Source organism: Imperialibacter roseus (genome assembly GCF_032999765.1).
In the GTDB taxonomy this organism is placed as follows: domain Bacteria; phylum Bacteroidota; class Bacteroidia; order Cytophagales; family Cyclobacteriaceae; genus Imperialibacter; species Imperialibacter roseus.
The window spans coordinates 2708790-2724591 of the sequence record NZ_CP136051.1; the positions used below are offsets into that span (position 1 = coordinate 2708790).

The following is a 15802-nucleotide window of genomic DNA, read 5'->3' on the forward strand; positions in this document are numbered from 1 at the left end:
GGAGGCTGGACTAACCTTCTAGCTTTAATCTAATTTCTTTAAAGCTTTCCAAGGCTCCTTCAATATTCTCAATTATCTCATTAGATAATTCGTGCGGATCAGGTAAATTGTCCAAATCTAATATACTGTCATTACGTAGCCAGAAAATATCTAAGCTCGTTTTATCACGATTTAAAAGTTCTTTTCGTGAATACTTTCGCCAACGACCTTCAGGATTTTCTTGTGACCATGTTTCTTTTCTTTTGGTGAGATCAACGGAATGATATAACTCTATAAACTCCTTTAAATCTGTGGCTTTGAGAGGATTCTTCTTTGGAGTATGGTTAATATTAGTTCTATAATCATAATACCAAACTTCTTTAGTAGCTGATTTTACTGACTCTTGAGGTTTATCAAAGAAAAGAACATTTGCTTTTACTCCTTGGGCATAAAAAATTCCAGTTGGAAGTCGTAGAATAGTATGTAAGTTGGTTTCTTCCAATAGTCTTTTTCTGATAGTCTCTCCGGCTCCCCCTTCAAACAGCACATTATCAGGAAGAACTACTGCTGCACGACCATTATTTTTCAACATTGCAACTATATGTTGTAAAAATGCTAGCTGTTTATTACTAGTTGTTACCCAGAAATCTTTTCTAAGAAAATATCCATCTTTTTTAGACTGCTCTATATCAATGGTTGGAATATCACTACTACTCACTCCAAATGGAGGATTCGCCAATACAATCGACACCTTTTCATTTTCTTCAACTTCTCCATTAATTCCACGTTTTAGACTGTCTGTAACTTGTATGTCAGGAGTTTCTTTTAGGTCACCTACACCATGTAGAAAGAGATTCATTAAACACAAACGAGCCGTAGATTTCTCAATTTCCCATCCATGGAATGCTTTGAATTTTAGAAAATTAGCCTCTTCCTTTGATAATTGCTTTTCACTTAAATGATTCAAGGCGCCAAGAAAGAACCCACCGGTACCACAAGAAGGATCGGCAATGGTTTCCATGGGTTTTGGGTCTATACAGGTTATCATCGCAGAAATAACAGACCGAGGAGTAAAGTACTGACCCGCACCACTGTTTTCAGCATTTTTCTGAAGAAGTGATTCGTAGATTTCTCCTTTGATATCTACGTCCTGATTTGTCCAATTTTCACCATCAATGAGCTTAATTAATCTTTTTAATTTAACTGAATCATGAATTTTATTCTGTGCACCGGCAAAAATCTTACTTAACATTCCACCGGCACTAGATAATCTTTTTAGAAGATTTTCATAATCTTCTATGATCTGAACACTCGTTAAAATTGTTTGCCAATCGCATCTTTTAGGCAAGTTATATTGACTCTTATTTTCATCCGCCATTTTAAGGAATAGCAAAAAAGTCAATTGCTCCAAATAGTCACCGTATCCAAGTCCGTCATCTCTAAGTGTATCACAGAATGACCATATTTTCGCTATTAAATTATTTGTTGCCATGTTTCTAAATTTCTGAGATTATTTCCTCTTGCTCAATATCAAAATGGATATAGGAAAAAGGAAGCTTAATAAAATTCTTTAGATGATTAAGGTAGTTTCTAACTTCACCTGACGGTGCCACATGAGAAACCAAAACAATACATTGGGCTTCATTCACATTGGGATATAGAGAATATTCCAACAACTGCCCAATTCCTTCTCTAATTGAAGTTCTCAAACTGTTGTAAGTTTTGATTTCATAAAATATATAGCCAGTGTCGGTTTTTCGGGTCACGTCAATTCTTGATGCCCCATAAGCCATACACTCCCGTTTCACAATTGCTTTACCATACTTCTTCTGAAGGTATTTCAAAAATTTGGTTTGCAGAATATTGTGTTTTAACTCGAGTTCAATCTCTCTCTTTCTACCGGTTCTTTTGCTTTTTGTACCCAGATCAGCTTCCTCACTGCCTGTGTCTTCGAATGAAAATCCTGTTTTTACACTATCCTTAATTTTTTCCTGCAGATCGGACGGCAGATCCATTAAAGTGTATCGATTGGATGCAATTTCATTATCGTTCAATACAGGAATTAGCTCCGCTGGGATTTCATTGAGTTGAGCGGCTTTGAACTTCACATTGAACAACTGTTCTGCACCTTCTTTAATCCATGTGTCTAACTGACGAGAATCCAGGTTAAGATTGTACAGATCGGCTTTCATTTCATCATACCAACCTTCTTTTCTATAGTGCGCTAATATCTTTTCTGATTCTTCGGGTAAGAGGACTTCAACATCTTTCAGGTTGGTAACCCAAAAACTTTTGTTTGATTCCGCATCTCTGGTGTAAAGCGTAAGGTCAAAAATTTGACCTTCATACTTTGAGCGATATTTATGAATCGGTTCTAGAAAGCCATACTTATAGCCCTCAATCACTTTGTCTCCATCGAATAGCCATTCCTCATGACCAAAACCATGCTCATTTTCAAAACTCGGATTGGTTGATTTACCTGTTAAACCGGACGGCTTTATCCATCCGTTGGTGTTCCAGGTGATGCGGGCAATTTTGGATTCTTTAGAAAGTATTTCTTTTAAGTAATCATGATTTGCTATTTGCTCCTCAATATATTCTTTGGTCTCCTTTATTAATCTTTCCCAATTATAATTGTGTATTTCATCAAATGAAATCTTCCACCATCTCCAGCTATTTTTAGGGTCATCTTTGAATTGCTTTAGAATTTCAAGTTTTGAATCTGAAAGTTTCTTGGTGGTGGCGTGATAACCATCTAGCTTAAAGCCAATAAATCTATCGTAAGCTGCTACCTCAGCATTAAAAAAAATATCATTGTCTTCCCCTTTATAAATTCTAGGCCATAAATAGTCAACTACCTTTGTGTTTGTCCCAAGCCAACGACCATCATATCTTATTTTGAATCCTACTAGCTTCACTTGTTCAAGCCAGTATTTAAGCTTTGCATTTATTGGGTACAATTTCCTTCCATAATGCTCTTGATCTTTATTGGATTTCCTATAATCTTCATGATATATAGACTCATAAAAATCCAGTTCTTCCTTAGTAAAGAAATTATACCCTCCCTCATAATACTGAAATTCAAAACCTAAGTGATTTTCAACATATCCACGGTACGATTCATTGGATTGGAATTGTAATTGCTCTTCGGTGGCTAGTTCATAGGCGGTTCTTATCAGATGTTTAAACGGATACTCTTTGCCATTAACGACCACATAATATTGACTCCAAACATAGTTTTTGGGAATGCCATGCGCATCTATGATGGCTGCAGCTTGCTCAATATGGCTTTTATGTAATGCTTCGAGTTTCATAAAGGCTAGTTTTGGGCATTATCAGGTTCAGCTTCCTTTTCTGCTGGAATAATAAAATCAGCACAGATACTATCTACCTCTATTGATTCTTCTAATAATGCAAGTGCCCAATCTCGTCTAGATGCCCGAAGGCAAGCTCTTACGGTTGCAGAAAGCTCTTCGCATGGAGCAATGAGTTTTCTTATTTCCTCTAGTTTATTTTCTAATCTCTCTTCTTTCTTTGGTGAAGGTGCTGATTGGTAATCTTTATCAAGAATATCAACTTCCTGAATCAAGGTGTTACATTTTTTCCATTTGATGTGCCTTGCACTTTTTAAATCCGGGAAGTTTAAGTCTAGTTTTTCAATGGTGTATTTTGCTCGAATATGATCCCAATTAGTATCGACAGTGTTAGCAGGTTTCATTTCCCCATCTTCATTAACTATTAATTTTTTAGGGTCACTTTTTTTCGTGGGATCCAAAAAATAAATCACCTCATTTTCACAATCATCTTCAGGACACGTTGAACAATAAGCTTTTACAGCAAAGTGATCCAACTTTGAAGTGTTGCCTACACTACCTGAAATTCTGTAATTTTTATAATCGAAAGTAAACCACCAATAACCATCTCGTTCAACTTTGACACCAGATGTATCGTCTATTGCCCTCTTCTTGGGACGAAAATGGTCTACATGATAATAGGAATAAATCTCTCTGGCTTCAGAGTACCAACACTTCCCATAAGATAGCTTCTTAAGCTCTTCTTTTAAAGCCTTCCAATGTTTTTGACTTGAATCCCTGTCAATTATCTTGTCTCGTTCAGTCTTATCGTCTCTATTGCCTATTAGTTCATCGAGAAGCACTTGAGATTTATCAAGCCACTCTTTTGATGGCGCTAATTTGTTTATGTCAATATAAATCATGATTTCTTCTTCATCATTTTATTAACTATTTCTAGAGCTTTGCTCTTAATCTCGTTATTGCCACCCAACAATGATTCCTTTTTGTTACGTAGATATTTTTGGTAGGCAATGACAAATTCAGAATAAAGTGGATCCTTGAATATTTGAGAAAATCCAGCACTGTTCAATACTTCATATAATTCTTTTAGCCTTTGCTCTTGTTGATCATTCAACTGGTTTTCACTTTCAAGAAATAAAAGCTCATTTCTTTCATCTAATAACTGTTGTGTATCAGAGTCAAGTGTAGTAGGTAAGTCAAACAAATCACTAGTCAATATTCCGGCCACACCCATTCCTTTGGGGTCGGCTTTTGGACTTTCTGTTTTAGTCTTTTTTGTTTCAGGATCAACTTTAAATAGTTGAACCTGTGACTTTACCATATTTCCAATCACCAAAGGATCATGTGAACAGAAAATAATCTGTGTGTTTTCCTTTCTTTTCACCACTCGATCCAGATAATCCAAGAACTTCCATTTCCACATGGGGTTCAAGTGGGTGTCGGGTTCATCTAAGAGGATTAAGGATTCCTCATCTTTTGTGAACTTTAGTAAGCCCAAAACTGTAAGCAATTGTTTTTCACCTTCACTTAGTTCAGACATAGACAACTCACCATCCACGCCTTCTTTCTGAACCTTGATTTTTACATCATGAAGCATATCGGAAATGTGAATACTCTCCAATGCATTGAATAAAACAATTTTGTTCTTGTACTTATCCTCTGCTAAATCTAGGAAGGTAGATTTATCTCTTAGGTACAGATACAACCTATCTTGAGTCTCGTTCTTTTTGTAGGAAACTTCAACACGAGCCTTATGCTGAATTGGGGCATAGGAAAATAGCAGCAGATCGTTAACGAATTTTTCAACCAAACCATCGGCACCCCATAAATGTGCATTTTTATCAGCCCTGCTTTTTGCCCAATCTGGTTCTTTTAGCATAAACAATGCTGAGCCAAAATCAGTAATTTTTAATTCCTCTTGAAGAAATCTAATCGTTTCATCACCTTGTTCTTCCTTGAACAGATAAAAAGCAATAAGGGCAAAATTCGCATGAATATTCTGAGCAAGAAATATTCTTCGAATTGTATCAAATTCTTCAATTTTTGCCCCAGCCTTTATTATTTGTTCATAATAAATCTTTTGGTGCGGAATGTATAAATCAGCAAGGCGATCGCTTATCCCTGAATAGTAGATAAAAACGTGTTTGGGTAAATAATGCTCTATGTTTTTTGTAACCGCAGTTGTTTCGGTTTTTCCATTTACCACAAAGGCATATTTACCTTTTTCAAAGGTGATTTCAATGGCATTGCCGCGGCACTCATATTTGATGTAATAGTCGAAAGGTTGCTGTGCCTTTCTATTGTGATTATAGATCAAATCCAAATCACGAAAAATAATAACCAAGGCCTCAAGGAAATTGGATTTACCGGTAGCATTGAGACCCAGTAACACGGTTTCCCAGGCATTTTCATCAATATCAATCTGAAAATCTTCCAGGTTTTTGAACCGTGTTTTGATATGTACCTTGTCTATTCTCATTATACCAGGCTTAATAAGGATTCAGTGCCTTTTTTCACTTCCTTGATTTTGGATTGAATGTCTTTTAGCTCCATATAAAAGTCTTCAATATTCTCCTTGTGCTTGCTCTTTTGCCATACATCTTTGGCAAGCATGGGTTTATCAGAAGTTTTGAGTACTTCTTCAATGCTCAGTTCTTTACTCATCTTCTTGGTATTTTTAGGTTTTCTTTTCTTCTGTTGTTTCTGCTGTTCCAGGTGCTTTTTCTTTTCTGCCTCTATGCGGTTTAGCAATTCCGAAGCAGGCTCATCATTGGGGTCTTGTGGCACCAATTTTCCTTCAAAGGCTTTCTTTAAAATTGATTGGCGAAGGGCTTCTGACTTTTGAAGGCCGGATTCAATTGTCCTTTCAAGATTTTCAACAACTGAAAACTGTGCATCAAGAATCTGAATTATTAAGTTTTGTTCTTCAATTGATGGGATCACTAAAGGGGTCTGTCGTATAGTTCCCATAGATAGGGATGGTTGAGCCACAGCCTTTACGGTAACCATCAGTATGTCTTTTCCCATAGGAGATTGGTAAAAGAACTCAAGATATTTGCTATCAATATTTCCATACGGCCTTGCCATACCAATGTTTGGCCCTAAGAAGTAATTAGAATACTTAGGTACGACAGCAACATTTCCTGTGCCCGCACCTACAAAAACCACAAGTAATTCACCACCGCTTAGCCGAGATCTTTTCAAATTTGAGACGGTCTCTGACTTAATCCTTGAATAGTCTGTTCTTTTAAAACCATTGGGACCAGCATTCTCAGCTTTAATTACTGACAAGTCTCCATCTTCATCATAACTGACGTATTTGGTGTACTCAAAACCAGCAAGCTTAGTTATGAAGGTAACTAAACCTAGCTGAGACCAATCCCAACCTTTAGGTAATTCCCATTTTTTACTTTCATGAAAATCATTTGGTTTTTCGGGAACAATTGGTTTGCTAGGCCTTGAAGGTCTTTGTTCTTTCTTCCCATCCTTCTCCCAAGCCTTCACTGCAGCTTTCCAGTCTTTGAGTTCTTGTTCGTAGCGTTTTTTGCGTTCTTCTTTGATGCGTTCCAGTAGTTTTTCTGCGGGTTCAGGCTTGTTTTCTTTGCGCCATTGCTCAGTGAGTTTGCCTTCAAAAGCATGTTTCAACAAAGCCTGCCGATAGACCTTCAATTGGTTTTGTGCCAATTTGAGATTGGCCATCCCATTGTCCAAATCGCTGAAAAGTTCTTCGATTTTGGAAACGATACGTTGTTGTTCGTTGAGTGGGGGAAGAAATATTGAAATGCTTGCAAGGTTGGAACTAGAAATTGCCTTAAAAGTTGTTCCGGTTCCTAGGTCTGAGATTTTATTTTCAATCGACCTTAATTGAAATAGTAAAAATTTACTGTGCATCCCCGAAAAACTTTTTATTCCTGCAAGCCCCCTTCCAATAGAGCTTTTTTCAGGTGCTAAGTTTGTAGGCCCTACAGGTGCTCTTACAGATATAAGAATATCGTCTTTGTCAACTATTTTTAGTGGATCACTACAAAATTTGTTAATGTATGGATATAGCTCTTGAAATTCCGTCTTTCCTTGAAAAAATGGCAAACCAATACCCTCATTGTTATATGTTGAAGATGGTGGTGATTGCCCCATATTCAGATAAGTAATATTACCCAAATCTTGGACTACCCAACCAATAGGTATTTCAGAATTCTTATCCATCTACGCTACCAATTCTTTGTTCAGTTCATCAATAATTTCATCCATGCCGCTTTTTGTATCAATAATGGCTTTGTTTTTTGTTTATAAACTAAAAGTACGTCAATTTATAGTTCAAGTGTTGGCAAAAGTTCAAGCTCTTTTGTTTTTTTTGTACTGGCTTTGCGTGTATGCAAAAACCAAATGTGCTTGAATGTGCGTTGGCTCATTTAGCATGTGCCCTAACGGCCCGGCTAGGGAGCGTGGCATCTTGAGTCGAAGCATGCAATTTCGGTCAGGCACTGGTTTGAACTAAAATAGTGATTTGAGGTCAAGACCAATTGCCATGTTCATTAGTATCCATGTTAGGCTCATCTGTTATCTTCAACTGTGGCTCTAAATAATCCCTCAATATCAACCTCTTCGCCTTTAAGATGCTGGTAGTAGGTGGACAGAATAATGCGCGACATATTGTCTGGGTGCACAATTCCTTTTTGCTTGAAGTACCTTGCAAGCCTGGATCCTGCCCAAAGTCCCCAATTGTTCCTCATCCAGAGTCCGGCTCCGAAGTGTTGCCCTACCGTAAAATCTTGCTGAGTTTGTTTGGTTACCCACGATTTAGCGTCTTCAGACCAATCATAATTGAGTGCCCGCCAGCAGTCTTCCAGATCTACCGGAATATATGTGCCTCGAAGCGTGTCTGTCGTTGCAATATTTTCACTCTGGAGATCCCATTTTCTTTCAATTGCTACGTATTGCTTCACTAGGTTGTCCTCGTCACGGCTTTGTCCAAGTAATTCACGATGAAAGGCTTTAAAGATCACTTCGGTAATTAGACCGTTTTCGGTTAGTCCCATTCTTTTGAATGTGCGCTCCAATTTTGATGTCTTTTGTGATCTAAAGAATTTTTCGTCGACAAGGCTGCGAAATTCAGAACTCCGGTTCACCCCCCCCCTAACGCCAGCGCCCGCTGGTTTCTATATCAAAAAGAAATGGGCTGCCAGACCTTTTAGCCTGCCCATGTGGAGCCGGGTACCAACCCCTGATCTCCAATCAGCTTGCCAGGCTACCTTGTAGTTGGTTGGAGTTTGAGTCAAACCCTGGAGCTTCGGAGAGCAGTGTCAAATCTTACTTTTGCTGCTAAGTTAACTCAACAAAAAAAGGCCCGAAGGCCTTTTTCATCATCTTAACCGGCAGTGAAACTGCTCACTTCCGGGGCTTTTTACGTGGGGTCTTTAAAAGTTGGCGTTGAGTTTTGGTTTTCCGGCCAACTTTTCCGGAAAGTTGGCCATCATTTTTCAACTCTTCACCAACTTTTTCAGGCCCCAAATCAGGGAGTGCTGCCGTTAGTCGGCTCGGGTGGCATGGTGCCGTTGTTGATCCGCTTAAAGTCAGCTGCCTGAAGCGTTCTCATAAAGATTTTACCTGGCTTGAACCTTACGGTGGTTGCCAGGATATTACTCTTTTTGAACTCTTCGGGGGTGGGGGCTCCTAAGGACTTGACACTAGTGTAAAAGGTACCCAAGTCCCCCAGCCTGACGATTTTGCCATCGGCCAGCATTTTGGGAATCATGGTAAGCAAAGCTTCTACCACAGCCATGCTGTCGGTAGGTGTTACAGTAGATCTTTCAGCGATTTCCTGCGAAATACCCTGCTGGTTAACTTCTCCTGTGGCATTCACCACGGCATAGAACTTTGCCGGCGCACTCTGGTCGATGGGTTGAATAAAGACCTTTGTCGCTCCGATCATTAAAGGGGTTACCCTTGCAGAGTGGCGAGAGTAACCCCTTTAATCAGAGTATTTGGCTTCGGGAGGGTGCGCCAGGCGAGGGAAGTATGCTCGGTTTCAGAAAAGCTATTGAGCTCCGAGCTGCGAAAAGCAGCAACAAAGACTACAAAAGTTTTGTCTGTTAGGCGTAAGGCGGCTTGGCTGGCAGCGGCGCTGCGAAAGACCTGCGCTGGCTGGGCTCCCAAACTTTTGTAGTCTGGGCGGCGGTAGGCAAGTACTCTATGCGGGAAAAGCTTGTGTCAACACTTCGTTACGGCAATATCAGCACAGCTCGCAATTGGGATGGCTGGTGTTATCCTTGATCAGGCGGCGGCATTTGGGAAGGGATTCAACAAACACATTACTAGTGTGCCGTCTTCTGGAGGCGTCTATTCGAACAGTTAAGGCCATCCGTTATTCCAGGTGTTTCAGGCCCCTAAATCTATCTATAAGCACCTGAATGAAATTTTCATCTTGGGTATAGAATGAGACTTCATGATCGTTAAAACCGTAATTCAGATAGGAAAATATCGCCTTATTTCCGTCGACAAGCCAAATAAAAACATCTTGTCTTTTGGAAAGCGTTACGACTTGATCTCCCGGCTTGATGTTTTCCAACTCTTTAATCAAATCGTTGTTAAGCTCATTGATTAAAAGAAACAGATCTTCGATACTTGTAAGGTTATCTACTCTTTCCTTATCCGGTTTTTTCTCAGTCCATTCTCTTGTAAGAATATAGTTTTTAAAGCCAGGCAAGTTCTTTTGAAGCTGTGGATTATTCCATTGTATACTGCTGAATTGTTCCCGCATTGCCTCAATTCTGGTTGAATCGTCATAAACCAGAATTTCAACTTCAATTTGGTCACTATTTATTTTATCTCTTAGAATGTTATGATAAGTGCTATAGAGGTCATTTCTTGAAAAAGCGCCATACCCTATTACATCTACAACAATTTTTAATGACTTCTTAGAGCCTCTCAACATTTCTTCTAGATCTTCCATGTTATTCGGGAATTCCCCGATGTACCGAGTCGACACTGAAGAAACAACAGAACTAAAATTTTCTGTGCTAGCTTTAACCTCTTCAATTAACACCGCAAGAGAATCAGTGTTTTTCTTTAATTCCTGAAAATCTAAGCTCGTGTCAATCAGTGCGTAGATAGAAACACAAATCCCACAGACTCCCAAAAAAGGGCTAATGTAGGTCTTCCAGATTGTTTCTAACTTCTTCATCATTAAGTAAAAAGCAACAGGTGGCTGCATTGGTTAGATAAAATCTAGTTAGTGTTTCATTGATTGGAACTGGTAAGATATGGGAAGCCTGGGGTAAATAGAACCCTATCTACTTTATGAATGGCGTTTCTACACCAATGTTCAAACCCGACAACCAAATCCTGCTTGAACAGTTCCCATCCCCTTTTCAGGGACTCCCTTTTCAAGTCGGCAACCTTCCATCGCAGATCCATGCCATAGGTATAGGGCAGTACTTCGGCCCGCTCATTCATCACTAGCAGATCAACTATGTCAGTGGCAACTTCCCCTGAAATGTCTGGTATCATTGATCCAAATGCAGATGCTTTGTTAAGAACATCAAACTGCAGTGGGAATTCATACTGGCCCTCTAAAGCATTTACTAACAAATAAGCCCGCTTCAAATTCCCTTCACTAAGCGACAATGAGGGCGACAACTTGGCTCTCCCATGAAATTCGATAGGGTGAACCTGAAAGACACTAATATCGTTTTGCTTTCCCAACTCAAGTACTTCTGGAATTGACTCCCAGGACTGATCTGTTAACGAATAAACCATGCCGACATTCTCAAAGTACTTGCCGGCAAATCCCAGAAATCTGCTTGCTTTTTCAAATGCCAGTTGGTTTTGTCTGACTGTGTTGTGCAAGGCACCAAAACCATCGAAGCTTACTCCTATCGTATCAACCAGCCCTTGCAACTGTTGATATTTTTCCTCTGGAAACGAGCCATTTGTCACAAGCGAAGTAGACATCCCTTTTGTCTTTGCCGATACCAGCAATTCCTTGAGGTAAGGCACCAATAAAGGCTCTCCCCCTGATACCGACAGCTTGTTATATCCCAGGTCTGCAGCATCGGCAATGGCATTCAAAACAATATCGACCGAAACCGCCCCTCTCATCATTGGCGAGGAAGAAGAGTAGCAATGCGAACAACTGTAGTTGCAATACTGAGAAGGATGAACCTGGAATATCTTTCTTGACATTAACGACCTTTTAAGGTTACCTCTGTCCGCATAAAATCATCACGAATGATACCAACTGTAAAGACTCTTGCCTCTGTTAGGCCTCCATCGCTAAGTTGTTGAAGTAGACTATTGTGTTCCTGGCCAGGGCGAGTTAAAAAACTAATTACCGCATCTTCTACTTTCTCTTCGGGCTGAACCCTTATTCCCATGGGAAAGATTTCCTGAGGGGTGAATCCCTTGCTCACCAGTGGCTTAATTTTTTCGATGATGACATCCATTTTGCTCTCGCTCATTCCTTTGAGCCGAAGTTTCAATTCGTTTATTTCTGCTTCATTCATCTGTGAAAGTTGTTTAGTTTGGTCTTAAAATATTGGTGAGGCTTGATCCAACAAATACACCCGCCGTAAAGGGAGCATCAAGGCCTGTGGTGTAGTTGAAGTAGATGCCGGTATTCAGCCCAAGATCTTTTTCACCGCTCTTTCCAGTCACTAAATAGACGGGAAGATCTACGGACACAGCTTTTTCATTTATCAGATAGGTGACGCTGGGATTTACTCCCCATGCACCGTTTCCGAAGATTGTTACGTTCTCCAGTTTCAATTCGGTGTCGCTTAATTTCCCTGGCTCTCCGATAACTATATTCTTTCGGATCAGCGTAGGGCCACCATTGAAAGGCAAGTAATAATCATTACCATTATTGGCTTTAAATGAGTTTTTGAAAAGCAATACGCCCCTAAAGAGGCTATTGTACCTCTTTCCCACATACACACCGCCATACAGCGAGGCACTTAGTGCTCTTTTTTCGTCATCGATTATTTCGCTTAGGGTATTGTCTGTGGCGTAGCTGTATTCATTTTTTGTAAGGGTCATCGTGCCACCGAAAAACCATGGGTTGCCAGATGCTTCATAAAATCTATCTAGTGCTATTCTCTTGCTATCATTGGTTAGCGCCAAAAAGCTCGTGTCGGTTGGACACTTGTTAACAGAGTAAAAAAGGCATGAATCGGCGCAAGACCCATTAGTATGAAAAAAAACGGTGTCGGTATTGCATTCCTTCAGAGTAAGATCTTCTAAAATAGATTTTATTGTTACTTCATCCGAAGCTTTCCATCCTCTGTATTGAACTCCAAAAGTGAGTTTACCATCTGATGCCAACCCATCAAGACCAATAGGTTTCGTGACGCCCGACTTGGAAGTCGGGCTCGAGACTTCAATATTTCCTGATAAACTATTTTTCAAACGAAACCCTAAACTAAGCGCTACCGCTGACTCTCCTTTTGATGAAGAAAAGTGGATGTTTGATACTGGACTTGACACACTTGAGCTCCCAAAGGGAACGAAAGCTTTCTGGTCGAAGTCATTCGATGCGGACTCTTTCAGTTGCTCTTCGGCCTTTTGAGCGTAACTCGTTAATGATAAGAGCGCAATTGCGCATGACATTAGTAGTATTCTTTTCATACTGTAAATGAGTGAAATCCAAAATCTAAGCCATTGTGATCGAGGGTGGCCTTCCTTGTGTAGGCTAATCTGGAGGGGCTGGTAATTTGCAGATCATACGTATCGCCCATTTGCCCCTTGATCTGCCATGTAAGTACATGATTGCCTTTTTCCAGATCAACTACCCGGATGCCCGGAGCACGCATGACCTCAACATCGTCTATTCGGATGATGTTGAAATCTGCCGAAGACTTCAGTTCAATTGTTACTTTTTCCATTTCTAAGTGAAGTTTTGAATAATTCTTTTTATCAAAGTTTCAAAACTTACACGCTGGAAAAATCGCTGTTGTTAGTGGAAGTGTATCCCTAAAATCAGTGAAAGAGGATGTCAGGAAGAGATGAGATGGTGTTGGGAGGCCTTTTTCAGCAGGGAAGTAGTGTTGTGAACATCAAATTTGACCAAAAGGCTTTTGCGGTGCGATTGCACGGTGTGGAAGCTAATAAATAACTTTTCTGCTATCTCAGCTGTGCTGTCACCATTGGCGAGCAGGTTGAGTACTTCGAGTTCTCGTGAAGTAAGCTGGATGGCAGGAGTTTGCTTCTTCTGAGAAACAATCAGGGATTGGGTAAAGTGTTGGCTATAATAGCTATCTCCTTTGGCCAAATGATCTATCGCCAGCAACAGCTCCATCTTACCAGCATCTTTTCTTAGAAACCCATCTACCCCTATCGCTGCCAGCTGCTTCACCAGCTCAGGTCGACTGTACATACTGAGTACTAAAACCTTAATCCCCGGATGATTCTCTTTAATCGTCTTGGCCAGTTCAATACCATCCATTCCAGGCATTTCTATGTCTGTGCAAACAATATCGACCTGTGTCTTTTCAATCAGAGCGATTGCCTCCTTGCCACTCCGCACTACAGCTACTACTTCTATTTCCAGTTCGTTGTCAAAGATTCCATTTAATCCGTCGAGTACGATCTGATGATCATCTACTAGTAACAGCTTTTTCATCCGGGTAAATCTCTAGGTTAAGGGTTAGCAGCATTCCTTCTGCGGGCCGACTATCAATAGACAGTTGACCATTGTATTTTTTGCTTCGTGCCTCTACATTCTTCAATCCGATACCACCCTGAACCGAATCGACAATAAAACCGACTCCATCGTCCCGGTAGTTGAGCTCCAGGTGTTGATCTCTCACTGCGATAAAAATGGTTATTTTCTTAGCAAATGAGTGTTTTAGCGAGTTGCTTATGAGCTCCTGAATGATCCGATAAGTATCTATTTCAATCTCATTGTTGATGCGTGTGTCGAGGCCCTCATGATTGAACAAGATCTGAATATCTCTATCATCCTCAATGCTTGCCTTCAAATCATTGATCGCTGCTACCAGACCAAATTTGGCCAGCACTCCCGAGGCGAGGGAGTGAGACAGGTTACGTGTCTCCTCAAGTGCCTCGGCCAGGAAGTCTTTCAGCTTATCTCCCTGTTCCTTTCCGTTCGTCTCCAGGGTAAACCTGGCGGCCGTGAGTAAACTTCCTATACGGTCATGCAATTCTCTTGAAAGCCGTTTTCTTTCATTTTCCTGACCATCGAGCATAGCGTTCAGTGAGGTCAACTCCTGCTCCAACAGGAGCTCATTCACTTTCTTATTGAATAGATCCTTTTCCCTCTGGCGGAGGGCTTTTATCGCACCCTGTCGCTGCTGATAAATAAGTACCAGCAAAATCGTTAGCGACAAAAAGACAGCCAGCGTGATAAGGTACCCGTTTCGTTCTGCAATTCTCCGTTCGATTTCAGTTTGAGCCTGAGCGAGCTCCTTTTCTTTTCGCTCTGTTTCGTATTTCGTTTCGAGCTCGCCAATGATTCTGGCCTTTTCTGTGTTAAAAAGAATTTCGTCAAGACTATCGTATAGGGTCAGGTATCTGAATGCCCGGTTTGGCACATTCAATGAAGAATAAATCTCAGACAGTCGCTTAGCGGATGTTCGAAGAAGTGCAAGATTTTCACTTTCGGAGGCAAGCTCATAACTTTTCAAAAATGACAGCAATGCCTCATTCGGGGAGTGCTTTTTTAGGGAGACATTCCCAAGGTTAAAATGGGAGCTTGCTAGGTCGTTCTTCAGGTTGAATGCTTCCCTCAATTTCAAACCTTTTCTGTAGTAGTTTTCCGCTCGCCCCAGGTCATCTTCATTTTCATACAATAACCCCAGATTGTGGTAAAGGCCCGCAATATTAATGGAGTCTCCCTGGGCACGATAGCTCAAAATGCTTCGCTGGCCATATTCTATGGCTTTGGAGGGGTTGTAGTTGTCGTTATCTCTTTCGCTAAAAAGTAGTCCGATGTTTTTGGTCACCAGCGCATAGGACGAAGCATCAATATCTTCAGATAAAAGCTTCTCAGCTTCAAGATAATTTAAAAGGCCTTCTTCGTATTGGTGGCTGTCTGCATACAGATTCCCAATAGCTATGTAATTCCTCGCCAATCCGCTATTGTCTTGTAAGCGAAGGTTGATATCCCTTGCCTTGAAGTAGTTTGCAAGCGCTAAATCATAATTGGCCATCCGAAAATATGAAATACCAATATTATTGTACGTAGCAGCAATTCCAGCTGAGTCATTTTCTTGTTCAAAAAGCCCCAGGGCCTCGTCATACACCTGCAGCGATTGAGCAAGCTCCCCTTGGTTTTTGAGGTGAATGCCTTTTTGGCGTAGGTAGTGAGCTTTTTGTGACTTATGGGGAGTCCCCTGTGATAAAAAAATGGCGCTGTCCAAATAGGCAATGGCTCCATTGGGGTTTGAGTACTTCTCGGATTGGAATGTTTCGAAATACTTTTGTGCTTTCAGGGAGTCTCCCTGAAAGTTGGTAGTAATTAAAAATAAGAGAGCTGAGAAAAACGGCATTTGCTA

14 protein-coding genes are annotated in these 15802 nt (G+C 40.5%); all 14 read right to left on the reverse strand.

Annotation, left to right across the window (positions count from 1 at the left end; translation table 11 throughout):
* Positions 1–10: 10 nt before the first annotated feature.
* Positions 11–1471, reverse strand: a complete 1461-nt coding sequence (locus RT717_RS11185) for a type I restriction-modification system subunit M (RefSeq protein WP_317491820.1) — start codon at positions 1469–1471, stop codon at positions 11–13.
* A 4-nt stretch (positions 1472–1475) separates the two neighbouring features.
* The gene (locus RT717_RS11190) at positions 1476–3293 is read right to left on the reverse strand and encodes a hypothetical protein (RefSeq protein WP_317491821.1); all 1818 of its coding nucleotides are present in this window, start codon (positions 3291–3293) and stop codon (positions 1476–1478) included.
* A gap of 5 nt (positions 3294–3298) precedes the next feature.
* Positions 3299–4195: an HNH endonuclease family protein gene (locus RT717_RS11195; protein WP_317491822.1), complete on the reverse strand. Its 897-nt coding sequence runs from the start codon at positions 4193–4195 to the stop codon at positions 3299–3301.
* Positions 4192–5772 (reverse strand): ATP-binding protein, encoded by a 1581-nt coding sequence (locus tag RT717_RS11200; RefSeq protein WP_317491823.1) that lies wholly within the window; start codon positions 5770–5772, stop codon positions 4192–4194. The genes RT717_RS11195 and RT717_RS11200 overlap by 4 nt, the downstream gene beginning before the upstream one ends.
* The gene (locus tag RT717_RS11205; RefSeq protein WP_317491824.1) at positions 5772–7496 is read right to left on the reverse strand and encodes a restriction endonuclease subunit S; all 1725 of its coding nucleotides are present in this window, start codon (positions 7494–7496) and stop codon (positions 5772–5774) included. Before RT717_RS11205 ends, RT717_RS11200 begins: the two co-directional genes overlap by 1 nt.
* A gap of 347 nt (positions 7497–7843) precedes the next feature.
* Entirely contained in the window at positions 7844–8329 is a 486-nt protein-coding gene (locus RT717_RS11210) for a DUF6794 domain-containing protein (protein ID WP_317491825.1), read from the reverse strand.
* 473 nt (positions 8330–8802) lie between these two features.
* The gene (locus RT717_RS11215; protein WP_317491826.1) at positions 8803–9222 is read right to left on the reverse strand and encodes an HU family DNA-binding protein; all 420 of its coding nucleotides are present in this window, start codon (positions 9220–9222) and stop codon (positions 8803–8805) included.
* A gap of 432 nt (positions 9223–9654) precedes the next feature.
* Positions 9655–10503, reverse strand: coding sequence for a hypothetical protein (locus RT717_RS11220; protein WP_317491827.1), 849 nt, complete (start codon positions 10501–10503; stop codon positions 9655–9657).
* 26 nt (positions 10504–10529) lie between these two features.
* Positions 10530–11474: a radical SAM protein gene (locus RT717_RS11225; RefSeq protein ID WP_317491828.1), complete on the reverse strand. Its 945-nt coding sequence runs from the start codon at positions 11472–11474 to the stop codon at positions 10530–10532.
* Positions 11474–11794: a hypothetical protein gene (locus RT717_RS11230; RefSeq protein WP_317491829.1), complete on the reverse strand. Its 321-nt coding sequence runs from the start codon at positions 11792–11794 to the stop codon at positions 11474–11476. The genes RT717_RS11225 and RT717_RS11230 overlap by 1 nt, the downstream gene beginning before the upstream one ends.
* A gap of 13 nt (positions 11795–11807) precedes the next feature.
* Entirely contained in the window at positions 11808–12914 is a 1107-nt protein-coding gene (locus tag RT717_RS11235; RefSeq protein WP_317491830.1) for a hypothetical protein, read from the reverse strand.
* Positions 12911–13171 (reverse strand): hypothetical protein, encoded by a 261-nt coding sequence (locus tag RT717_RS11240; RefSeq protein WP_317491831.1) that lies wholly within the window; start codon positions 13169–13171, stop codon positions 12911–12913. Before RT717_RS11240 ends, RT717_RS11235 begins: the two co-directional genes overlap by 4 nt.
* Before the next feature lie 110 nt (positions 13172–13281).
* Positions 13282–13908 (reverse strand): response regulator transcription factor, encoded by a 627-nt coding sequence (locus tag RT717_RS11245; protein WP_317491832.1) that lies wholly within the window; start codon positions 13906–13908, stop codon positions 13282–13284.
* On the reverse strand, positions 13883–15796 hold the full coding sequence (locus RT717_RS11250; RefSeq protein WP_317491833.1) for a tetratricopeptide repeat-containing sensor histidine kinase: 1914 nt from the start codon (positions 15794–15796) through the stop codon (positions 13883–13885). The genes RT717_RS11245 and RT717_RS11250 overlap by 26 nt, the downstream gene beginning before the upstream one ends.
* Positions 15797–15802: the final 6 nt, after the last annotated feature.